Origin of the sequence: Pseudomonas sp. GM79 (genome assembly GCF_000282495.1) — a bacterium.
Lineage (GTDB): Bacteria > Pseudomonadota > Gammaproteobacteria > Pseudomonadales > Pseudomonadaceae > Aquipseudomonas.
Map to the genome: position 1 here is coordinate 149,022 of NZ_AKJE01000032.1, position 23,004 is coordinate 172,025.

The 23,004-nt window shown below is 60.0% G+C and carries 20 protein-coding genes; 14 read left to right on the forward strand and 6 right to left on the reverse strand.

Features of this window, described 5'->3' with window-relative positions; genetic code table 11:
• Positions 1-14: 14 nt before the first annotated feature.
• Positions 15-1,664, reverse strand: coding sequence for an acyl-CoA dehydrogenase family protein (locus PMI36_RS20265; RefSeq protein WP_008070078.1), 1,650 nt, complete (start codon positions 1,662-1,664; stop codon positions 15-17).
• A 75-nt stretch (positions 1,665-1,739) separates the two neighbouring features.
• Positions 1,740-4,124 carry a hybrid sensor histidine kinase/response regulator gene (locus tag PMI36_RS20260; protein ID WP_008070080.1) on the reverse strand — a complete coding sequence of 795 codons (2,385 nt, stop codon included), beginning with the start codon at positions 4,122-4,124 and terminating at the stop codon, positions 1,740-1,742.
• Between the two features lie 368 nt (positions 4,125-4,492).
• Here PMI36_RS20260 and PMI36_RS20255 point away from each other — a divergent pair, with 368 nt between their 5' ends.
• The 4 genes from PMI36_RS20255 to PMI36_RS20240 all read left to right on the forward strand — a co-directional run bounded on the left by PMI36_RS20255 (position 4,493) and on the right by PMI36_RS20240 (position 8,013).
• Positions 4,493-5,290, forward strand: coding sequence for a hydroxymethylpyrimidine/phosphomethylpyrimidine kinase (locus PMI36_RS20255; protein ID WP_008012635.1), 798 nt, complete (start codon positions 4,493-4,495; stop codon positions 5,288-5,290).
• A gap of 18 nt (positions 5,291-5,308) precedes the next feature.
• The gene (thiE, locus tag PMI36_RS20250) at positions 5,309-5,932 is read left to right on the forward strand and encodes a thiamine phosphate synthase (RefSeq protein ID WP_008070084.1); all 624 of its coding nucleotides are present in this window, start codon (positions 5,309-5,311) and stop codon (positions 5,930-5,932) included.
• An 18-nt stretch (positions 5,933-5,950) separates the two neighbouring features.
• Complete coding sequence (gene hemL / locus PMI36_RS20245) at positions 5,951-7,234, forward strand: glutamate-1-semialdehyde 2,1-aminomutase (RefSeq protein ID WP_007894429.1); 1,284 nt, start codon at positions 5,951-5,953, stop codon at positions 7,232-7,234.
• Positions 7,235-7,458: 224 nt separating this feature from the next.
• Positions 7,459-8,013, forward strand: coding sequence for a tetratricopeptide repeat protein (locus PMI36_RS20240; protein WP_008070087.1), 555 nt, complete (start codon positions 7,459-7,461; stop codon positions 8,011-8,013).
• 139 nt (positions 8,014-8,152) lie between these two features.
• Here the strand turns inward: PMI36_RS20240 and PMI36_RS20235 are convergent, their stop codons facing one another.
• A complete protein-coding gene (locus PMI36_RS20235) occupies positions 8,153-8,482 on the reverse strand; it encodes a DUF1820 family protein (protein ID WP_007894425.1) in 330 nt (109 codons plus the stop codon).
• A gap of 134 nt (positions 8,483-8,616) precedes the next feature.
• Between PMI36_RS20235 and miaB the strand changes: the two genes are divergently transcribed.
• The 5 genes from miaB to lnt all read left to right on the forward strand — a co-directional run bounded on the left by miaB (position 8,617) and on the right by lnt (position 14,047).
• Positions 8,617-9,945, forward strand: a complete 1,329-nt coding sequence (gene miaB, locus PMI36_RS20230; RefSeq protein WP_032830243.1) for a tRNA (N6-isopentenyl adenosine(37)-C2)-methylthiotransferase MiaB — start codon at positions 8,617-8,619, stop codon at positions 9,943-9,945.
• 214 nt (positions 9,946-10,159) lie between these two features.
• On the forward strand, positions 10,160-11,176 hold the full coding sequence (locus PMI36_RS20225) for a PhoH family protein (protein ID WP_008070090.1): 1,017 nt from the start codon (positions 10,160-10,162) through the stop codon (positions 11,174-11,176).
• Entirely contained in the window at positions 11,169-11,663 is a 495-nt protein-coding gene (gene ybeY / locus PMI36_RS20220) for an rRNA maturation RNase YbeY (protein WP_008070091.1), read from the forward strand. Before PMI36_RS20225 ends, ybeY begins: the two co-directional genes overlap by 8 nt.
• A 5-nt stretch (positions 11,664-11,668) precedes the next feature.
• Positions 11,669-12,508: an HlyC/CorC family transporter gene (locus PMI36_RS20215; protein ID WP_007894419.1), complete on the forward strand. Its 840-nt coding sequence runs from the start codon at positions 11,669-11,671 to the stop codon at positions 12,506-12,508.
• 15 nt (positions 12,509-12,523) lie between these two features.
• Positions 12,524-14,047, forward strand: coding sequence for an apolipoprotein N-acyltransferase (gene lnt / locus PMI36_RS20210; RefSeq protein ID WP_008070092.1), 1,524 nt, complete (start codon positions 12,524-12,526; stop codon positions 14,045-14,047).
• A 117-nt stretch (positions 14,048-14,164) separates the two neighbouring features.
• On the opposite strand, the gene PMI36_RS20205 is transcribed toward lnt, so the two are convergent.
• Both PMI36_RS20205 and PMI36_RS20200 read right to left on the reverse strand, forming a co-directional pair.
• Positions 14,165-14,944, reverse strand: a complete 780-nt coding sequence (locus PMI36_RS20205; RefSeq protein WP_008070093.1) for a YdcF family protein — start codon at positions 14,942-14,944, stop codon at positions 14,165-14,167.
• A 106-nt stretch (positions 14,945-15,050) separates the two neighbouring features.
• Positions 15,051-15,371, reverse strand: a complete 321-nt coding sequence (locus tag PMI36_RS20200; protein WP_008070094.1) for a hypothetical protein — start codon at positions 15,369-15,371, stop codon at positions 15,051-15,053.
• 280 nt (positions 15,372-15,651) lie between these two features.
• Between PMI36_RS20200 and leuS the strand changes: the two genes are divergently transcribed.
• The 5 genes from leuS to PMI36_RS20175 all read left to right on the forward strand — a co-directional run bounded on the left by leuS (position 15,652) and on the right by PMI36_RS20175 (position 21,813).
• Entirely contained in the window at positions 15,652-18,258 is a 2,607-nt protein-coding gene (gene leuS / locus PMI36_RS20195; protein ID WP_008070095.1) for a leucine--tRNA ligase, read from the forward strand.
• 89 nt (positions 18,259-18,347) lie between these two features.
• Positions 18,348-18,953 (forward strand): LPS-assembly lipoprotein LptE, encoded by a 606-nt coding sequence (locus PMI36_RS20190; protein ID WP_008070096.1) that lies wholly within the window; start codon positions 18,348-18,350, stop codon positions 18,951-18,953.
• Positions 18,954-18,992: 39 nt separating this feature from the next.
• Positions 18,993-20,030: a DNA polymerase III subunit delta gene (gene holA, locus PMI36_RS20185; protein ID WP_008070097.1), complete on the forward strand. Its 1,038-nt coding sequence runs from the start codon at positions 18,993-18,995 to the stop codon at positions 20,028-20,030.
• Positions 20,031-20,263: 233 nt separating this feature from the next.
• Entirely contained in the window at positions 20,264-20,428 is a 165-nt protein-coding gene (gene arfA / locus PMI36_RS20180; protein WP_003176285.1) for an alternative ribosome rescue factor ArfA, read from the forward strand.
• 62 nt (positions 20,429-20,490) lie between these two features.
• Positions 20,491-21,813, forward strand: coding sequence for a lytic murein transglycosylase (locus tag PMI36_RS20175; RefSeq protein WP_008070099.1), 1,323 nt, complete (start codon positions 20,491-20,493; stop codon positions 21,811-21,813).
• Between the two features lie 129 nt (positions 21,814-21,942).
• Here the strand turns inward: PMI36_RS20175 and PMI36_RS20170 are convergent, their stop codons facing one another.
• A complete protein-coding gene (locus PMI36_RS20170) occupies positions 21,943-22,893 on the reverse strand; it encodes a S66 peptidase family protein (protein ID WP_008070101.1) in 951 nt (316 codons plus the stop codon).
• Positions 22,894-23,004 lie beyond the last annotated feature (111 nt).

Here is a 23,004-nt window from a genome sequence, read left to right on the forward strand (position 1 = left end):
TCACAAAGGAGTGGTCAGAATCCTTGCGGCGTCGACCGGGCGACAATCGCCTCCACATCCAGCCCGCGCGGTAATGTTCCATACACCCGACCGGCCGAACCGAGGCGGCTGGCGATGAAGGCATCACTGACCGCCGCATTACCCGCCTCCAGCAATAGCTTGGCCTGAAGCCCCAAGGCAATGTCTTCGGTGAGTTGGCGGGCGCGGTATTGAATGTCGGCGGTGTCCTTGAACGCCGCCTGCAACTGGCTGATGTGCGCGGCCAGGCGTTTGTCGCCATGACCGTCGCCCAACTCGCTGAACAGCACATCAAGCACACCTGGCTCTTTCGACAATGCGCGCAATACGTCGAGGCATTGCACGTTGCCGGAACCTTCCCACGTCGAGTTGACCGGGGCCTCACGGTACAGACGCGGCAGGATGCTTTCTTCGACATAACCGGCGCCGCCCATGCATTCGGCAGCCTCATTGATCATCGCGGGCGCGCGTTTGCAGATCCAGTACTTGCCCACCGCCGTCACCAGTCGGGCGAATTTCGCTTCGTGATCGTCATCCAGATGATCCAGCGCCCGGCCCATGCGCAAACTCAAAGCCAGCGCCGCTTCGCTTTCCAGGGCCAGATCGGCCAGCACGTTTTGCATCAAGGGTTGCTCGCTGAGCAATTTGCCACCGACCTTGCGGTGGGCGCAGTGATGGCTGGCCTGGGTCAGCGCCTGGCGCATCAGCGCACTGGAGCCGACCATGCAATCGAAGCGGGTCATGGCAACCATTTCGATGATGGTCGGAACGCCCCGGCCCTCTTCGCCGACCATCCAGGCCAGGGCACCACGGAACTCCACCTCGCTGGAGGCATTGGACCAGTTGCCGAGTTTGTTCTTCAGCCGCTGTATGTAGAACTGATTGCGTGAGTCGTCCGGGCGATGACGCGGCAGCAGGAAACAGGTCAAGCCTTTGTCGGTCTGGGCCAAGGTCAAGAAGGCGTCGCACATCGGCGCCGAGCAGAACCACTTATGGCCCACCAGTTCATACGCCTGACCGGGACCGCTGGCGCCGACCGGATACGCCTTGGTGGTGTTGGCCCGCACATCGGTGCCACCCTGTTTCTCGGTCATGGCCATGCCGATGGTGACCCCGGCCTTGTGCGCCATGCCGACGTTGCGAGGGTCGTATTCGGTGGCGAGGATTTTCGGCAGCCATTGTTTCGCCAGATCCGGTTGCAGGCGCATCGCCGGGACACTGGCGAAGGTCATGGTCAACGGGCAACCGCTGCCGGCTTCAGCCTGACTGTGCAAATAGGTCATGGACGCGCGGGCAACGTGGGCGCCCGGTTGCGGGTCGGTCCAGGGCAAACCTGTCAGGCCATGCTCCACCGCCGTGCGCATCAATTCGTGGTAGGCGGGATGAAACTCCACCAGGTCGATGCGATGGCCGTAACGGTCATGACTGACGAACACCGGTTTGTTCTGATTGGCCGCAAACCCCGCCTCCATCAGCGGCCCGCCGGCCAATACGCCATAAGCGTCAATTCGCGACTCGGCCCAACCGGCATCGAAACGCCGCGACCACTCCTGCAAAGGCAGGTCGATGCGATAGAGGTTGGCGCCGTCCAGCGACGGCGGCTGATTGGTGACTTCGTGGGTTTCGGCGAACTGATGCAGGTTCATGACGGGGCTCCTTTGGTCAGCCAAGGGACTTTCAGTTAAGCACCGCACCGAGGCTGAACAAAGTGGCATATCTGCCTAACTGTCGGCGCTTTCGCCTTGCCCCGGACAGAGCACCCGCCGATAGAGCGCCGCCTGCAAATCTTCGAATTTCACCGGTTTGCTCAGGTAGTCGACCAAGGTGTCGCTTGGGCAATAGGCCCGATCCGCACTCTGGGCAATCATGAACACGGGTAATTCGGCACAACCCGGCAAGGCGCGGATCCGACCACAGATCGAGGCGCCGTCCAGTGGCGGTAGCTGACAGTCGAGCAGCGCCGCATCAACGGTTTCACGCTGCAAAAGATCGAGCGCAGCGACGCCGCTGTCAGCTGTGCGCACCCGGAACCCCAGCTTGAGCAACATGCCACGCATCACCAATTGATTGATGCTGTTGTCATCGACCAGCAACACCGTGCAGTCCTGAGGCAAACGCAGGCCGGTGGTTTGCCGGGTGATTGCGGGCGCAGGTTCCACCACCGGCAACGGTAGCTCGAACTCGACGTCCAGTTGAAAGCGACTGCCGCGACCCGGTTCCGAGCGATGGCTCAGGCGCCCGCCGAGCAATTCGACCAGTTGCCGACAAATGGCCAGGCCAACACCCAAGCCACCGTATTCACGGGTCATCGAGCCGTCGACCTGAAAAAAGCGTTGATACAGCGTTGCCTCGTCCAAATCGGTGAAGCCAATGCCGGTGTCGATCACTGCAAAGGACAGTGCCAGCCGATCGGGCGCTACCGGTTTACCCGTCACCCGCAGCGCCAATCCGCCGATCCGGGTGAATTTGATCGCATTATCCAGAAGGCATTCCAGGCATTGCGTCAGCTTGCCGCTGTCGCCGTGCAAACGATCCGGCAGCCCGGATGTCACCTCGACCTTGAAGTCCAGCGACTTGCTCGACGCATTGCCATCGAACTGCAGACGCAAGGCCTCGACCACACTGCGCAAACTGAATGTATCCGGATAGACCTTGAGCTTGCCGGCCTGCAATTCGGTCAGGGTGAGGATGCCGTTGACCATGCGCATCATGTCCCGCGCCGAACCGGCGGCAGTTTGTTGATATTGCTCCAGCTCAGGGTTCATCTCGACGGTCTGCATCAGCTCCAGCGAACCGATCACACCATTCATGGGCGTGCGCAGTTCGTGGGTCAGGGTGGCGAGGAATTCGTCCTTGAGCTTGTTACTGTGAGCCAGTTGCTGGTTCAACACTTCGAGCTTCTGGCCGGCATCAAACAGCGTTTGCGCCTGTTGCTCGCGCATGGCGTTGATGCGATCGGCCAGGGCCAGGGACAGCAGCGCCACTTCGATCGCCGAGCCGATCTGGCTGGCGTACATGGTCAGGAATACGTTGGGTAAATAACCCAGCACCATCAGGGTATTGACCACGCCACCGAGCAGGAACGCCGACCAGGCAATGATGAAATACCGCGCGACCCGCAGGCCACGCCACCAGGCGAAAATCCCGGCGGCGAAAATCACCACGGTAAAGACCAACGCCAGCAACGTCGCCAGACGCAGGGCCAGGGCGTAATTGGTCATCAATGACAATCCGACCACCAGCGCACTGAACGCGATCAACGCCAGCAGCAAACGGTCGAGCCAGCGACTGTGGGTGGCCGTCTGCAAGAAGCTGCGGGCGAACTGGCTGCCGAACAATCCTGAACAGCCGATGAAGAACGGCGTCGCAGCGTTCGCCCACCAGGGATTGTTCGGCCAGAAATACTCCACGGCCGCACCATTCACCGACAGCTGATACAAGCCGAACGAGGCGATATAGACGATGTAATAGAGGTAGCTGGTGTCGCGCACGCTGAGAAAGATGAACAGGTTGTAGACCAGCATCCCCAGCAACACACCGTAAATCAGCCCCAGCACATAGAGCCGGACCGGCTGCTCTTCGAGGTAAGCGGTGCTCGACCACAACGTGACGGGCGCCTGAACCGAGCCTTGGCTTTGCAGGCGTAAATACACGGTTTGCGCCTGCTCAGGCGCAAAGTTCAGACCAAACAGATAGTTGTTCTGGCGGATCTCGCGAGTGGCGAACGGCAACGCATCGCCGGTCTGTCGGACCAATTGATAGTCACCCCCAGCGTCGGGCAAGTACAGATCAAGGTGATCGAGGGGCGGATAAGCCAGTTCCAGCAACCAGGTCCGTTGCGCCGACGGGTTGGTCGGGCGGTACTGCAGGTCGATTTTCAGCCAGAACGCCGAACGCGAATAACCGGCGTTCAGAGTGGCTTTATCATGAGGCTTGAACTGCCAGGCCGCCGCTTGCGCACGGACATCGGCGATGGTCGCCTGACCGCCCGCGTCTTCATAAACCTGCATCGTTCGGCCCAGGGGAAGGCTCTGGGTGAACTCGTCGAATTCGACGGCGCTCGCCAGGAGGGGCAAGCACAACAGCAACATCAGCAAATAGCGCATTTAAGCCCCAGCGTGGCCTGTCCGGTTCTGTCAGGAAGCCCCCCATTCCTTTTGAGTAGACGTAAAACCGGTATTATCTGTTATTGGTTTGGATCCACTCTAGCATAGCCGTTGGTGGCCATTGAACACCATTGAAATTTTTCCTGAAAAGGCTCTAGAACAAGCGTTCCAGCTCTATACATTGAGTTAGAGCTGTTGGCTTGGTCAGAAAGATCAAAAGATCGCAGCCTGCGGCAGCTCCTACGGATTTGCATCGATCCGCAGTCCATGTAGGAGCTGCCGCAGGCTGCGATCTTTTGCTCGTTGCGCAATCGGCTTCGATGCGCGCGCACACCGAAAAAACATGTTTGGTGGTAAGCTCGCGCACCATGAATATCTACAGCTCTCGCCCCGTTGTCCTCTGTCTCTCCGGCCACGACCCTAGTGGTGGCGCCGGCTTGCAGGCAGATATCGAAGCCCTGCTCGCTCAGGGTTGTCATGCGGCTCCGGCCGTCACCGCCCTGACCGTGCAAGACACGGTCAACGTCACTGACTTCCGCGTTCTCGATCGCGAGTGGGTGTTGGCCCAGGCCAACGCCGTGCTCAATGACTCCGAAGTCGCCGCCGTCAAACTGGGCATGCTCGGTTCCCTGGAAATGGTCGACACCGTAGTCGAACTGCTTTCAGCGCACCCGCATTTGCCGGTGGTCTGCGACCCGGTGCTGCGTGCCGGCGGCGGTGGACGACTGGGCAAGGACGAAGTCGGCTACGCCATGCGCGAACGCCTGTTGCCGCTGTCGATCATTGCCACCCCCAACCTTCCCGAAGCTCGCATTCTCGCCGAACTGCCCGAAGGCACCGCGGACGAGTGCGCTGAAAAACTTCTGCCATTCGTCAAACACCTGCTGATCACCGGCGGTCATGGCGACGAACATGAAATACACAATCGCCTGTACAGCCGCGACGGTCGCCGCGAAACCTTTACCTGCCAGCGCCTGCCCGGCAGTTATCACGGTTCCGGTTGCACGCTAGCCAGCGCCCTCGCCGGTCGTCTGGCCCAGGGCGAACACCTCGCCAGTGCCGTAAAGAGCGCGCTTGACTACACTTGGCGCACCTTGCGTGATGCGGAGCAGCTGGGCAAAGGCCAGTTCGTACCGCGCCGCTTGCCACTGGACTTCTGTTCGTAACGCCATGAGGCTTGTCCGATGAAACTACGTGGCCTGTACGCCATTACCGACAGCCAGTTACTGGCCGGTAAATTTCTTTCGTACGTGGAGGCGGCGCTCGAAGGCGGCGTCACCCTGCTGCAATACCGCGACAAGAGCAGCGATGAGGCCCGCCGCCTGCGCGAAGCCGAAGCCCTGCGCGATCTGTGCGAACGCTACAAGACCCATCTGATCATCAACGATGACGCCGAACTGGCCGCGCGCCTGAACGTCGGCGTGCACCTGGGCCAGACCGATGGCCCGCTGATGCCGGTTCGGGCACTGCTCGGTCGTCAGGCGATCATCGGTTCGACCTGCCACGCGCAACTCGAACTCGCCGAACAAGCCGCTAAAGAAGGCGCCAGCTACGTCGCCTTCGGCCGCTTCTTCAATTCCAATACCAAACCCGGCGCACCGGCCTGCAGCCTTGAACTGCTTGATCAGGCCCGCAGCAAATTGCATCTGCCGATCTGCGCGATCGGCGGCATCACGCTGGACAACGCTGCGCCACTGGTGGCCCACGGGGTCGACTTGCTGGCGGTGGTGCATGGTCTGTTTGGCGCCGAGAGCACGGCTGAAGTGACACGCCGCGCCCGCGCCTTTAACGAATTGTTCAAATCCTGATTTTTTGAGAGCCCGATCATGTCTCGTTCCGAAACCCTGTTTGCCAATGCCCAGAAACACATTCCCGGAGGCGTGAACTCGCCTGTTCGTGCGTTCAAGAGTGTTGGCGGCACGCCGCTGTTCTTCAAACACGCCGAAGGCGCCTACGTCACCGACGAAGATGACAAGCGTTATGTGGATTACGTCGGTTCCTGGGGGCCGATGATTCTCGGCCACAGCCATCCGGACGTGCTGGACGCGGTGCGCAAACAGCTGGAACACGGCCTGTCCTACGGCGCCCCGACCGCGATGGAAACCGAAATGGCCGATCTGGTCTGCTCGATCGTGCCGTCGATGGAAATGGTGCGCATGGTCAGCTCCGGCACCGAAGCGACCATGAGCGCCATCCGCCTGGCCCGAGGCTTTACCGGCCGTGACAGCATCATCAAATTCGAAGGCTGCTACCACGGCCACTCCGACAGCCTGCTGGTCAAGGCCGGTTCCGGCGCCCTGACCCAAGGCGTGCCGAGCTCGGCCGGTGTACCGGCGGCGTTCGCCAAACACACCCTGACCCTGCCGTTCAACGATATCGACGCGGTAGCAACCATGCTCGCCGAAGTCGGCCAGGACGTGGCCTGCATCATTGTCGAGCCAGTGGCCGGCAACATGAACTGCGTACCGCCGGCACCGGGCTTCCTCGAAGGCCTGCGGACCCTGTGCGACAAGCACGGCGTGGTGCTGATTTTCGACGAAGTGATGACCGGTTTCCGTGTCGCCCTCGGTGGCGCCCAAGCCCATTACGGCGTCACGCCGGACCTGAGCACCTTCGGCAAGATCATCGGTGGCGGCATGCCGGTTGGCTGCTTCGGCGGCAAACGCAAGATCATGGAGCAAATCGCGCCACTGGGGCCGGTCTACCAGGCCGGCACATTGTCGGGGAACCCGCTGGCGATGGCGGCGGGCTTGACCACCCTGCGCCTGATCAGTCGTCCTGGTTTCCACGCCGAGCTGAGCGACTACACCAGCCGCCTGCTCGATGGCCTGCAGCAGCGCGCCGACGCCGCCGGTATTCCGTTCGTGACCACTCAGGCGGGCGGCATGTTCGGTCTGTACTTCAGCGGCGCCGACGACATTGTGACCTTCGATGACGTGATGGCCAGTGATGCCGGCCTGTTCGGGCGTTTCTTCCACCTGATGCTCGAAGGCGGCGTGTACCTGGCGCCAAGCGCCTTCGAAGCCGGCTTCACCTCGATCGCCCACGGCGAAACCGAGTTGAAACTGACACTGGACGCCGCCGAACGTGCATTCGCCGCACTGAAATAAAGCTGTAACGCTGACGTTGGCGATTGCCAGCGTCAGCTTTCACCTACATTCGCGCCCTTTTTCCTACTCATCTGCCAATAATTCCCGGCAAAGTGGGCGATATATTCCCCGTGCAGCAGAAAAACGAGTAAAGACTTTGTAAGGTTGGCCCTGCTTATTTCATAATGCGCGCTTATTGGATCCCTCGATGGGTCCACGCGCCCCTCAGAGGTAAGTCGATTCCCATGAACCGCACCGGCCGCACCCTTGCATTGGGCTGCCTGTTGCTCCTTCAGCCCCTGCTCGCGCTCGCACAAGCAGGCGGCAACTCGTTGTTGATCCCGGCGATGGGTCGCTGCACCCTCAATACTCAGCCGCAAGACCTGACGCAAGCGCTCGCCGCCTGTCAGAAAGCGTCGGATGAAGGGGATGCGCAAGCGCAATACGAGTTGGGTGAGTTCTACTACGACGGCAAAAACGCGCCGCGCGACCTCAATCAAGCCCTGAGTTACTTCGAAAAAGCCTCGCTGCAAGGCCACGCCCAGGCGCAATTCAAACTTGGCACCATGTTCTTCCATGGCGAAGGCGTACCGGCCAATAACGTTCAGGCGTATATCGTGCTGAAAATGGCCGCGGTCAACGGTGCCGAAGAGGCGCTGGACACCGCCGACGAAGTCGCCGAAAAAATGCCCCGCGAAGATCTGGAAGTCGCTACCCAGGTGCTGGGGCAAATATTCCGTAAATACCTGATGGAATTGCAGAGCGCCGATGGGCGTACGCCGTTTTCGCCACTGCCTTGACTTCTGCTTCGATCTTTTTGGCCCCTTCGCGAGCAAGCCCGCTCCCACATTGGATCTCCAGTGTTCACAAATCATGTGTTCACATAGGATAACTGTGGGAGCGGGCTTGCTCGCGAAGGAGGCGACTCGGTCTTGAGACCTACTTCTCAGGCATCGGCATCGGAAACGGCATGACATTGCCGACCGCGCCGCGGGCTTCGCTGATTTTCGGGGTGCCCAGGCGCTCGACCTCGTCGATGCGCACGATCGAATGCATCGGTACAAAACTGCGCACAACGCCTTCGAACTGAGCCTTGAGCTTCTCTTCGCTCGGATCGACGACCACTTGCGTGCGCTCGCCAAAGACGAACTCTTCCACTTCCAGGAAGCCCCACAGATCACTTTGATAGATCTGCTTGGCGTACATTTCGTACACCTGGCCCTGATTGAGGAAAATCACCTTGTAGATTGGAGCTTCACGTTTGGTCATGGTGGGCGGGTAACACATCGGGGATAAAAATGAGGGCGCGAACTATAGCATAGCCGCCGGACGCGCAACGGTAGGAACCTTGGTGCATGTTCCCTATAATGCGCGGTTCTTTGAATCACGTGATGACTCTATCCATGGCCAAGAAGCTTTACATCGAAACCCACGGTTGCCAGATGAACGAGTACGACAGCTCGCGCATGGTCGATCTGCTGGGTGAACACCAGGCCCTGGAAGTCACCGCTCGCGCTGAAGACGCCGACGTGATCCTGCTCAACACCTGCTCGATCCGCGAACGCGCCCAGGACCGGGTGTATTCCCAGCTGGGTCGCTGGCGCGAATTGAAACTGGCTAACCCGGAAATGGTCATCGCCGTCGGCGGTTGCGTGGCCAGCCAGGAAGGCGCGGCCATTCGTGACCGCGCTCCGTACGTGGACGTGGTATTCGGCCCGCAGACCCTGCACCGCCTGCCGGAAATGATCGACGCCGCGCGCCTGACCAAACTGCCGCAAGTCGACGTCTCGTTCCCGGAAATCGAAAAATTCGACCACTTGCCCGAGCCGCGCATCGACGGGCCGAGCGCTTACGTGTCGGTCATGGAAGGCTGCAGCAAGTACTGCACTTTCTGCGTGGTGCCTTATACCCGCGGTGAAGAAGTCAGCCGACCGTTCGACGACGTGATTGCCGAGATCATTCACCTGGCCGAAAACGGCGTGCGCGAAGTGACCTTGCTGGGGCAGAACGTCAACGGTTATCGCGGCACCACTCATGATGGGCGCCTGGCTGATCTGGCGGAATTGATCCGCGTAGTGGCCGCTGTCGATGGCATCGACCGGATTCGCTACACCACCTCGCACCCGCTGGAATTCTCCGACAGCCTGATCCAGGCCCACGCCGACGTACCGGAGCTGGTGAAACACCTGCATTTGCCAGTGCAATCGGGTTCCGACCGGATCCTCGCGGCGATGAAGCGCAACCACACCGCGCTGGAGTACAAATCCAAACTGCGCAAGTTGCGGGCTGCCGTGCCGGGGATCTGCATCAGTTCCGACTTTATCGTCGGTTTCCCGGGCGAGACCGAAAAAGACTTCGAACAGACCATGAAGCTGATCGAAGACGTCGGTTTCGACTTTTCCTACTCGTTCGTTTATAGCCAGCGCCCGGGCACGCCGGCCGCCGATCTGGCCGACGAAACGCCGGAAGAACTGAAAAAAGAACGTTTGAACGCCCTGCAACATCGCCTCAACCAGCAAGGTTTCGAGATCAGCCGACAAATGGTGGGCTCCATTCAGCGGATTCTGGTCACCGATTATTCGAAAAAAGACCCCGGTGAACTGCAAGGCCGGACCGAGAATAATCGTATCGTCAACTTCCGCTGCGACAATCCGACCCTGATCGGCCAGTTCGCCGACGTGCACATCGATGCCGCGCAACCGCACTCGCTGCGGGGCTCGCTGATCCAGTAACACCGTATTCCCCTTGTGGGAGCGGGCTTGCTCGCGAAAGCGGTGTGTCAGCCACACTAATGTCGACTGACACTCCCTTTTCGCGAGCAAGCCCGCTCCCACAGAGATCGCGCCAGACCATGAATCACATTGGTCCGTATAAGAGCTTTCGTACCCAGGCGACTGGCGCTATCCTTTATTCATCATAATTGCCCCAGGGCGGCTAAATACGACCTTGAACGCACCCATAGAACCGCATCGTTTCATCCTCGAGCCTTTTGAAGCTCGCCGCTTCGCCAATCTGTGCGGGCAATTCGACGAGCATCTGCGCTTGATCGAACAGCGCCTCGCGATCGAGATCCGCAACCGCGGAAACCAGTTCGAACTGATCGGCGAGCCCAAGCACACCACCTCCGCGGAAAACCTGCTGCGCCGCTTGTACCGGGAAACCAAAGGTACCGAGCTGTCGCCAGACATGGTTCACCTGTTCCTGCAGGAATCGGCCGTCGAGGAACTGGACAACCATTCCCCCGCCGAACCGTCCGTCGCCTTGCGCACCAAGAAAGGCATGATTCGCCCTCGCGGCTTGAATCAGGTGCGCTATGTGAAGGAAATCCTCGGTAACGACATCAACTTCGGCATCGGCCCGGCCGGTACCGGCAAGACCTATCTGGCCGTTGCCTGCGCGGTAGACGCGCTGGAACGCGAGCAGATTCGCCGTATTCTGCTGGTTCGTCCGGCGGTTGAAGCGGGCGAAAAGCTCGGCTTCCTGCCCGGCGACCTGTCCCAGAAAATCGACCCGTACCTGCGCCCGCTCTATGACGCGCTCTACGAAATGCTCGGCTTCGAATACGTGGCCAAGCTGATCGAGCGTCAAGTGATCGAAGTCGCGCCGCTGGCCTACATGCGCGGTCGTACGCTGAACAACAGTTTCATCATCCTCGACGAAAGCCAGAACACCACCGTCGAGCAGATGAAGATGTTCCTGACCCGGATCGGTTTCGGTTCCACCGCCGTCATCACTGGTGACATCACCCAGGTCGACCTGCCGAAAGGCACCAAATCCGGGCTGCATCATGTGATCGAGGTGCTCAAAGACGTTCCGGGGATCAGCTTCACCCACTTCATGCCCAAGGACGTGGTGCGCCATCCGTTGGTGCAACGCATTGTCGAGGCCTATGAGCGCTTCGAAAATCGCATAGCCGACGAAACGGCGAAGCCCTCTCCCAAGGACACTCGCCCCGATGCTTGAGCTTGACCTGCAACTGGCTACCGAAGCGCCTGCCCCGAGTGAAGCCCAATTCCGACAATGGTGCGAACTGGCCCTGCGCCAGCGTACTGCCGACTCTGAAATGACCATCCGCTTGGTCGACGAAGAGGAAGCCCGCGAACTGAACTTCACCTGGCGGCAGAAAGACTACGCCACCAACGTTTTGTCATTCCCGGCCGATGTCCCCGATGAGTTTCTCGACATTCCCCTGCTCGGTGATCTGGTGATCTGCGTAGCAGTGGTGGAGCGCGAAGCGGCGGAACAAGGCAAGGAATTAAAGGCTCACTGGGCGCATCTGGTCATTCACGGCTGCTTGCATCTACTTGGTTACGACCATATAGATGATGACGAAGCCGAAGAAATGGAAGCACTGGAACGAACGTTGCTTGCAGAGTTGGGTCATCCAGACCCTTATGCGGACGACGAAACAGACACATCCCCAATCGTAACAACAAAGGATTCAGAGTAATCGCTATGAGCGAAGATCGATCGAGCAACGGGCAGAAGTCATGGCTGGGTAAGCTCACCCAGGCTTTTGCCCACGAGCCGAAAAACCGCCAGGAGCTGCTGGAGCTGCTGCGCGATGCACATCAAAACAAGTTGCTGGACAGCGAAGCGCTGGCCATCGTCGAAGGCGCCATCCAGGTTGCAGACCTGCAAGTACGGGACATCATGGTCCCGCGCTCGCAGATGATCAGCATCAAGGCGACCCAGACACCTCGCGAGTTCCTGCCGGCCGTGGTCGACTCGGCCCACTCCCGCTACCCGGTGATCGGCGAAAGCCACGATGACGTGATGGGTGTGTTGCTGGCCAAGGACTTGCTGCCGTTGATCCTCAAGGAGAACGGCGACAGCTTCAACATCAAGGACCTGCTGCGCCCGGCCACGTTCGTGCCCGAGTCCAAGCGCCTGAATGTGCTGCTGCGTGAGTTCCGCGCCAACCATAACCACATGGCCATCGTCATTGACGAATACGGCGGCGTGGCCGGTCTGGTGACCATCGAAGACGTGCTGGAACAGATCGTCGGCGACATCGAAGACGAGCACGACGTCGAAGAAGACAGCTACATCAAACCGCTGCCCAGCGGTGACTTCCTGATCAAGGCCCTGACGCCGATCGATAACTTCAACGAGTTCTTCGACAGCGAATTCTCCGACGATGAATTCGACACCGTCGGTGGCTTGGTGATGAGCGCGTTCGGGCACTTGCCAAAACGCAACGAAATCACTGAAATCGGCGCCTATCGCTTCCGCATCCTGAACGCCGACAGCCGTCGGATTCACTTGCTGCGTCTGACACCTATTGCCCGGTAAAAATTAAGGAAAGAAATGCACTGGATGACCCGCCCCGGCTGGCCCGGTAACCTGCTGGCCGTGGCGGCCGGTGCACTCACCACTCTGGCCCTGGCGCCGTTCGATATCTGGCCGGTGGCCTTGCTGGCGGTCGGTTTCTTTTACGCCGGTTTGCGCGAACTGAGCCCCCGTCAGGCCTTGGGCCGTGGCTGGTGTTTCGGTTTCGGCCTGTTTGCCGCAGGCACCAGCTGGATCTACTACAGCATTCACAACTTCGGCGGCGCATCTGTACTGTTGGCCGGGTTCTTGATGCTGCTCTTCACTGCAGCGATTGCCTGGTTCTTCGCCCTGCCCGCCTGGATTTGGGCGCGCTGGCTGCGCCGTAACGAAGCGCCGCTGGCCGATGCCTTGGCATTTGCGGCGTTGTGGGTGGGTCAGGAAGCCTTTCGCGGCTGGTTCCTTACCGGTTTCCCATGGCTCTATTCTGGCTACAGCCAGCTCGATGGCCCACTGGCCGGGCTCGCGCCGGTCGGCGGAATGTGGCTGATTTCCTTCACCCTGGCCCTGACGGCTGCGCTGATCTACAACGCGGCGCGCCTGGTGCGCACTGGACGTAAAGGCTTCATCGCTGTCGGCGTGTTACTGCTGGCCGGCCCATGGGTAGCCGGCATGGCACTCAAGGAACATGCCTGGACCAGCCCCGCAGGCGCACCACTGAGCGTCGCGGCGATTCAGGGCAACATCGAACAAAGCATGAAGTGGGATCCGTCGCAGCTCAATGCGCAGCTGGCGCTGTACCGCGACATGAGTTTCAGTTCCAAACGCGTCGACCTGCTGATCTGGCCGGAAACGGCGGTCCCGGTGCTCAAGGAGTCCGCCGAGGGCTACCTGAACATGATGGGAAGCTTCGCCGCCGAGCGTAAATCCGCGCTGATTACCGGCGTGCCGATTCGCCAGGAAGTCCATCACGAGAAGCGTTTCTTCAACGGTATTACCGTTGTTGGTGAAGGCGATGGCACTTACCTGAAGCAGAAACTGGTGCCGTTCGGCGAATACGTGCCACTGCAAGAAGTCTTGCGCGGCCTGATTGCCTTCTTCGACCTGCCGATGTCCGACTTTGCCCGTGGGCCGGCCGATCAAGCGCTGCTGCAAGCCAAGGGTTATCAGATTGCGCCGTTCATCTGCTACGAAGTGGTCTACCCGGAATTCGCCGCCGGCCTCGCCGCCCGCAGCGATTTGCTGCTGACCATCAGCAACGACACCTGGTTCGGCACCTCGATCGGCCCGCTGCAGCATTTGCAGATGGCGCAGATGCGCGCACTTGAAGCCGGCCGCTGGATGATCCGCGCCACCAATAACGGCGTGACCGGCCTGATCAACCCGTTTGGCCAGATCACTGCGCAGATCCCGCAGTTCGAACAAGGCATTCTGTATGGCGAAGTGGTGCCGATGCACAACCTGACGCCCTACCTGGAATGGCGTTCGTGGCCGTTGATCATCAGTTGCGTGCTGTTGTTTGGTTGGGCATTGGTGGCCAACCGGATGGCGAAAACCGTTTAAACCTTCGCGAGCAAGCCCGCTCCCATAGTAGATCTGCGGTGAACACAGTATGTGTGAACACTCGAGATCCAATGTGGGAGCGGGCTTGCTCGCGAAGACGGCATCACAGGCACAATATCAATCGGGGTCGACATCGCCTCGATAAAACAACGAATACCCGATCTGCCCCACCGCCTCATTCATCAACTGCCCGCTCTGCCAGATCGATTTGAACTCCGGCATCCAGCCACCCAGCGGCCGGGCATTGTCCACGCCTAAAAACCCTACTGGCGCGGGCACTACCTCAAATCCCGCCTGCTGGAAACTCCAGACCGCTCGCGGCATGTGCCAGGCCTGAGTCACGACCACCACCCGCTTGATCCCCTCCGGCAACAATACCTGGGCGCTGAACTGCGCGTTTTCCCAGGTCGTACGGCTGCGCCCTTCCTGCCAGCGCACCGTCACACCAAAGTCATCGAGCAATGAGTCCGCCATCAGTTTCGCTTCGGTCGGTGGCGTGCCGTAATGCAGGCCGCCGCTGGTCAGAATCGGCAAGCCGGACGCCTTGGCCAGGCGCGCGGCATAACGCTCGCGCCCCAGGCCTACACCGGTCGGCTGGTCAACGCCCCAGGCCGGGTCGCCACGCTCACGCCCTGAACCCAGCACCACGATCGCGTCCGCCCGTCGGCCCAAGGTTGCCCATTCCTCGCGCGCCAGCGGCGGCTCGCGCTCCAGGGCCTTGGCACTCCACTCCACCATCACTGGCAGGCTCATCAACCAGAAACCACCCACGCCCAGGACGAAACACAACCCCGCCAGCCTCGGCCTTGAGCGGCGCCACCACCAGGCAAGCACCAGCAACAGCAATAAAATGCCGGGAGGCAATAGAAGTTGTTTAATGAAATAACGAAAAGGCATCGGGCATCTCCATAGATGCCCGAAGCCTAGGTGGGTTGACGCAATGCGACAACAAATGTGGAAGGACTTTGTTTCAAAAAACCATGTTCCATGGCTTCAAGTGCCCTTACTTGAATTGCAAAGACCGGACCTTTACCGCGCCTTTGCCGGGTGCCTTATCCTTGAGCCAGATGATATTGGCCGAACGTGGTGCCTCGAGTTGCTTCACTGCTGCTGACAAGCATCCGTGCGTTTCACGTTCACTACGATCCAGATAGGCCTTGACCAGTTCAAACTCTGCGGGGCTCAAACCACGCAGCTCCAGCTCCAGGGGACGCTCATCACGCAGCCGTCCAGCAGTTTTGGCCGTATCCAGCGCCATTGCGAGACGGTCTATCAGTTTTTCGTACAGCTCCGGTTTTGTAGCTTTTTGCTGTGACTCAACCATCCATCACCTCATTGAAGATAAGACTCACTCCCCTTTTAGAGCTTAGCCTCGCTGAAAAAACCGGCTGAGTGCCGCGACCAACGGCCCTCGGAGCGGGTATAGGCCACGTCCTTGCGTGTAATCAGGGTTTCCCTCGGTAGAGTGCGGTCATGTATGCTACGGCGCTTCCTGTAACTCCACTTCCAGCTCGCCTGGGCACCGAAACGTCGATTTGGCGTTATCACCGTCCAGCGTTGCATTGAAGAGGATTAGGCCACCCCTATTCAGTTCAAAAGTAGCCATGCACGAACAATATCAGCCCCGTGAAATCGAAGCCGCCGCCCAGTCATTCTGGGACGAGCAAAAGTCCTTTGAAGTCAGTGAACAGCCAGGCAAGGAGACGTTCTACTGCCTGTCGATGTTCCCTTACCCCAGCGGCAAGCTACACATGGGGCACGTGCGCAACTACACCATCGGCGACGTGATCTCCCGCTACCAGCGCATGCAAGGCAAGAACGTCCTGCAACCCATGGGTTGGGACGCCTTCGGCATGCCGGCGGAAAACGCCGCGATGAAGAACAACGTAGCGCCCGCCAAGTGGACCTACGAAAACATCGCCTACATGAAAAGCCAGCTGCGCAGCCTGGGCCTGGCGGTGGACTGGTCGCGCGAAGTGACCACCTGCAAGCCTGATTACTACCGCTGGGAACAATGGCTGTTCACTCGCCTGTTCGAAAAAGGCGTGATTTACAAAAAAAGCGGCACTGTGAACTGGGACCCGGTCGACCAGACCGTTCTGGCCAACGAGCAAGTGATCGACGGTCGCGGCTGGCGTTCCGGCGCGCTGATCGAAAAGCGCGAAATCCCGATGTACTACTTCAAGATCACCGCTTATGCGGATGAGCTGCTGGAAAGCCTCGACGAACTGACTGGCTGGCCTGAACAGGTCAAGACCATGCAGCGCAACTGGATCGGCAAATCCCGCGGCATGGAAGTGCAGTTCCCGTACGACGTCGCTTCCATCGGTGAAACCGGCGCACTGAAAGTCTTCACCACCCGTCCGGACACCCTGATGGGCGCAACCTACGTTGCGGTGGCCGCCGAACACCATCTGGCGACCCTGGCCGCGCAGAACAACCCTGAGCTGCAAGCGTTCATCGCTGAATGCAAGGGCGGCAGCGTTGCCGAAGCCGACGTCGCCACTCAAGAGAAAAAAGGCCTGCCGACTTCGCTGTTCGTCGAGCATCCGCTGACCGGGGAAAAACTCCCGGTGTGGGTCGCCAACTACGTGTTGATGCATTACGGCGATGGCGCGGTCATGGCTGTTCCGGCTCACGACGAACGTGATTTCGAGTTCGCCACCAAGTACAACCTGCCGATCAAATCCGTGGTGCGCACGAGTTCCGGTGACACCAACCCGGCTCCTTGGCAGGATGCGTACGGCGAGCACGGCACGCTGATCAACTCCGGCGAATTCGACGGCCTCGACTTCGCAGGTGCGTTCGACGCCATTGAAGTGGCGCTGATCAAGAAAAACCTCGGTGCCTCGCGCACCCAGTTCCGCCTGCGCGACTGGGGCATCAGCCGTCAGCGCTACTGGGGCTGCCCGATCCCGATCATCCACTGCGACACCTGCGGTGATGTGCCGGTCCCGGAAGATCAACTGCCCGTGGTGCTGCCCGAAGACGTCGTACCGGACGGTGCCGGTTCGCCACTGGCGCGCATGCCCGAGTTCTACGAGTGCAGCTGCCCGAAATGCGGCGCTGCGGCCAAGCGTGAAACCGACACCATGGACACCTTTGTCGAGTCCTCGTGGTACTACGCTCGCTACGCCTCGCCACACTATGAAGGTGGTCTGGTGGAAAAATCGGCTGCCGACCATTGGTTGCCAGTGGATCAGTACATCGGTGGCATCGAACACGCCATTCTTCACCTGCTTTATGCGCGCTTCTTCCACAAGCTGATGCGTGATGAAGGCCTGGTGAGCTCCAACGAGCCATTCAAGAACCTGCTGACCCAGGGCATGGTGATCGCCGAGACTTACTACCGTCGCGAAGCCAACGGTGCCTACACGTGGTTCAACCCGGCGGATGTCGAGCTCGAACGCGACAGCAAGGCCAAGGTCATCAGCGCCAAGCTGATCGCAGACGGCCTGCCGGTGGAAATCGGTGGCACCGAGAAGATGGCCAAGTCAAAGAACAACGGCGTCGACCCCCAGTCGATGATTGACCAGTTCGGCGCAGACACCTGCCGCCTGTTCATGATGTTCGCCTCGCCACCTGACATGAGCGCGGAATGGTCCGACTCCGGCGTAGAGGGTTCGCACCGTTTCCTCAAGCGCGTCTGGCGCCTGGCTCAAGCGCACGTCACTCAGGGCCTGCCGGGCAAACTGGACGTCGCCAGCCTGAACGACGAGCAGAAAGCCATTCGCCGTTCGATCCACCAGGCCATCAAGCAGGCCAGCCACGACGTCGGCCAGAACCACAAATTCAACACCGCCATTGCCCAAGTGATGACGCTGATGAACGTGCTGGAAAAAGCCGCGCAAGGCACCGAACAGGATCGCGCACTGATTCACGAAGGTCTGGAAACCGTAGTCCTGCTGCTGGCTCCGATCACCCCGCACATCAGCCACGAACTGTGGCATCGCCTGGGTCACGCCGATCCGGTCATCGATGCCGGTTGGCCGGTGCTGGATGAAAGTGCCCTGGTACAGGACAGCCTGCAGCTTGTCATTCAAGTCAACGGCAAGCTGCGCGGCCACATCGAAATGCCGGCCAGCGCCAGCCGCGAAGAAGTCGAAGCGGCCGCACGGGCCAACGAAAACGTCCTGCGCTTCGTCGATGGCCTGACTATTCGCAAAGTGATCGTAGTGCCCGGGAAACTGGTCAATATCGTCGCCAGCTAAATTGGATCGGGCGCCAGGTGATGCCTGGCGCCGAGTAAAACCTTTCGGGTCGCTTGACCGGCCCACATGGTTTCAAGGGGAGCAACAAGATGATCAAACGCAATTTGCTGGTGATGGGCCTTGCAGTCCTGCTGAGCGCCTGCGGTTTCCAGCTGCGCGGCACCGGCACCACTGAACTGGCGATCAAGGAACTCGATCTGAGCGCCCGCAATGCCTACGGCGAAACCGTGACGCAATTGCGTCAGGTGCTGGAAAGCAGTGGCGTCAAGGTCTACAACGGCGCACCTCACAAACTGGTGCTGACCGATGAGCAGGAAAGCCAGCGCATCCTCAGTTACGCAGGCGCCGGTCGTACTGGCGAGTACCAGATGACCATGGTGCTGAACTATGACATCCGGGGTCAGAGCAACCTGCCACTGCTGAGTGACAAGCTCGAAGTGCAGAAAGTCTTCATCCATGACGGCAACAACCTGGTGGGTTCCGACCAGGAAGCCAACGATGCCCGCAAGGAAATGCGTCGTGAACTGATTCAACGCATGATGCTGCGCCTGCAACAGATGTCCCCGACGCAGTTGGAACAACTGCAACAGACCGCTGATGCCAGAGCCAAGGCTGAAGCCGACGCATTGGAAGCGGCGCAGAAAGCTGAAGCGCAGACGCCGCGTCAGTCACCTGTCGAACTGCCGCAGCAATAAGCCTTACGGGGCGCTCAGGCGCCCCGTTTGCCTCTTCTTATGAAACTCGCCCCCGCCCAACTCGCTAAACACCTGCAAGGTGCCCTCGCGCCGGTCTACGTCATCAGTGGCGATGACCCACTGCTGTGTCAGGAAGCCGCCGACGCCATTCGCGCGGCTGCCCGCCAGCAAGGTTTCGATGAACGCCAGGTCTTTGCCGCCGACGCCAGTTTCGACTGGGGTACGCTGCTGCAGGCCGGCGCCAGCATGTCGCTGTTCGCCGAAAAACGTCTTCTGGAACTGCGTCTGCCCTCCGGCAAACCCGGAGACAAAGGCGCCGCGGCATTGATTGAGTATTGCTCGCGCCCGGCCGAAGACACGGTGTTGCTGATCAGCCTGCCCAAGCTTGACGGCAGTGCGCAGAAGACCAAGTGGGGCAAGGCGCTGGTCGAAGGTCCGCAGACCCAGTTCGTGCAGATCTGGCCCGTGGACACCAACCAGTTGCCGAGCTGGATCCGTCAACGCCTGTCCCAGGCCGGGCTTTCCGCCAGCCAGGACGCTGTCGAACTGATCGCTGCTCGGGTCGAGGGCAACCTGCTGGCTGCCGCCCAGGAAATCGAAAAGCTCAAGCTGATGGCAGAGGGTGGGCAGATCACTGTCGAAACCGTGCAAGCGGCAGTAGCCGACAGCGCCCGTTTCGATGTCTTCGGCCTGACCGATGCGATTCTCAATGGCGAAGCTGCTCACGCCCTGCGCATGCTCGAAGGGTTGCGCGGCGAAGGCGTCGAACCGCCGGTGATCCTCTGGGCGCTGGCCCGAGAACTGCGTCTGCTGGCCAACCTGTCGCTGCAATACAGCCAAGGCGTGCCGCTCGACAAAGCTTTCAGCCAGGCCCGACCGCCAATCTGGGACAAACGCAAACCGTTGATGAGCAAAGCGCTGCAACGCTATTCGGCACAACGCTGGGCGCAGTTGCTGTTGGAAGCCCAGCGCATCGACGCGCAGATCAAAGGCCAGGCGGCGGGTTCGCCGTGGATGAGTTTGAGTCGGTTGACGCTGTTGATGGCCGGGCAGAGATTATCGTTACCCGCCGAGTAATGTTTTTGTGGCGAGGGAGCTTGCTCCCGCTGGGTTGCGAAGCGACCCTAAAACCAGTCACCGCGCGCCTTCAGATGTTCCTCGGTTACCAGTTCCACGACTGCTGCGCAGCCGAGCGGGAGCAAGCTCCCTCGCCACAGGTATCATTTCCTACACATCGTAGGGACTAGACAGAACCCTTGCTTCGGCAGATTATTCCCCCCGCAAAACCCACTCACTTGCGAGAGACCATCATGAGCAAAAAGCCATCCAAACATGGCCCCAACAAAGCCAAATCCATCATCGCCCAGCCACTGTTCCGTAGCCGCCAGGAACGAGCCGGCAAGGGCAAAGGCAGCTACCGCCGCGAAGCCTTCCAGTCTAACAGCTGGGAGGCTTCTTACTTTCTGGCAGCCTGAAAGGCAAGCCAGCGCTCAACATGTTAAGGTCTGCACCTGATTCGTATCCTCTGGACCTGTGCATGCCCCTTTGTATTTCCCGTCGTTGGCCTCTTCGCCAACTGATAGCTGCCTCCAGCCTCGTTCTGCTTGTCGCCTGCGCGGAAAAACCCACCGCCGCCGACGCCCAACCGCTTCAGACCCGCACCGTTGCGACGGCCCCTGCGATCATTCCGCCGGTGGTTCCAACCGGTGAAAATCTCGACATCCAGCCTACCCAGACCTTTGCCGAATGGCAGGCGGGTTTCCGTAAAGACGCCCTCGCCGCCGGCATTCGCGCCGACCTGTTCGATCGTGCTTTTGCCAATGTCAGCGTGGACGACAGCGTGATCCGTGCCGATCGCAGCCAACCGGAATTTACTCGCCCGGTGTGGGAGTACCTCGATGGCGCGCTGTCGCCGCTACGGGTGCGCAAAGGTCAGGCGCTTGTCGGCGAGCATGCCGACATCCTGCAAAGCATCGAACAGCGCTACGGCGTCGACCGTCAGGCTCTGGTCGCGGTGTGGGGCATGGAAAGTAACTTTGGACAGTTCCAGGGCAGCAAGTCGGTGATCAATTCCCTGGCGACCCTGGCTTATGAAGGTCGACGTCCGGGCTTTGCTCACGCGCAACTGATCGCGGCCTTGCAAATCCTGCAACAAGGCGATATCGCCCCCGAGAAAATGCTCGGCTCCTGGGCAGGCGCCATGGGCCAGACCCAGTTCATTCCGACCACCTACAACACCCACGCCGTAGACTTCGACGGTGATGGCCGCCGCGACATCTGGAACAGCTCCGCTGATGCATTGGCCTCGACCGCGCACTACCTGCAAAGCTCCGGCTGGCAGAAAGGTCAGCCCTGGGGCTTCGAAGTACAACTGGCGAGCGGCTTCAATTACGTCCTGGCCGATGGCGCGATTCGCAAGAGCGTGGCCGAGTGGCGACAACTGGGGGTAACCCTGCCCAATGGCGGCCAGGTTCCGGCAGGCTCCGAACACCTGTCGGCCGCCCTGCTGCTGCCGGCAGGCTATCGCGGCCCGGCGTTCCTGGTCCTCGATAACTTCCGCGCGATTCTCAAGTACAACAACTCTTCGTCCTACGCCTTGGCCGTGAGTCTGCTGTCCGAGCGCTTCAATGGTGGCGGTTTGATCAGCGGTCTATGGCCAAAAGATGACTTGCCGCTGAGCCGTACCGAGCGAATCGAGTTGCAAAACCTGCTGAGCGCCCAGAACTACGACGCAGGGACCGCCGACGGGATTATCGGCGCCAATACCCGCAAAGCGATCCGCAGCGCGCAGCAGTCGTTTGGCTGGCCGGCGGATGGTTATCCGACACACAAGTTGCTGGAAGGGTTGCGTAGCCGATAGTAAGACGAATGGCTGATACCGCTTTCGCGAGCAAGCCCGCTCCCACAGTTGACCGAGTTCTTTCATGGAAATGCGGTCGAATGTGGGAGCGGGCTTGCTCGCGAAGACTGACTGTCAGGCGATGAACTCCTAAGCCTTGATCACCACATCCTGCTCCAACACCAACGCCTTGCCCCCCGCATCCAGCCTGACCAGCGCGCCCATCGGCAGCGTCAGATTCGGATCACAATGCCCGCTACGCCATCCGGCCAGCACGGGGATGCGCAACGGCGCAAAGGTCTGCTTGAGCAACTTCTCCAGCGCAATCGCATCAACCCCAGCCACATCCCCCACCAGAACCCCACGCAGCTTGTGCAACGTGCCGGCCAGACGCAAATGAGTCAGCAGCCGGTCGATGCGATACAGCGGCTCGTTGATGTCCTCGATGAACAGGATGACGCCCTCGGCATCGATCTCGTAAGGCGTGCCCATGGTCGCGGCGATCATCGACAGATTGCCCCCCAGTAAGCGCCCGTGAGCGATGCCGGGCTCGATTGTGGTCAACGGCCAGGCCACCGGGTGAGAAAGCACACTGCCCGCCTTCACCTGCCCGCGCAGCATGTTGAAAAACGAGAACTCGGTGGGTTGCTGCTTGTCACCCAGCAGGTCAGCGTTGAGCATCGGGCCATGGAAGGTCACGAACCCGGCATAACGACTGATGGCCGAGTGCAGTGCAGTAACGTCGCTGTAGCCGATAAACGGCTTAGCGTTGTTGCGCAGTAATTCGAAATCGATGCGATCAAGCAAACGCGGTGTACCGTAACCGCCACGCAGACAGATGATGGCATCGACCTCGCTGTCGGCGAATGCGCCATGCAAGTCATTGAGCCGCACATCATCACTGCCAGCCAGATAACCCTCTTGCTCATAAACGCCGGGAAACACGCGCAGCGAGTAGCCGCGAGCGCGCATCCAGCCGATGGCTTTATCGGTGTCCAGCGCTGCGGGGCCGGCGGGCGCGATCACGCCAATCAGCCCTGTAGGCGGCAAGGCCGGAACGGGGGCATGTGGACAAAGGGTGTGGGTCGGTCGAGCAGTCATCCATGATTCTCCCTGTGAACGCTTCAGCACACAGTAGTCAGGAACGGGAATAAACAGAAGAGGGTCAATCGCACCACGGTTTGCAGGAAAAGACTGTAATCGCCGTGAGCA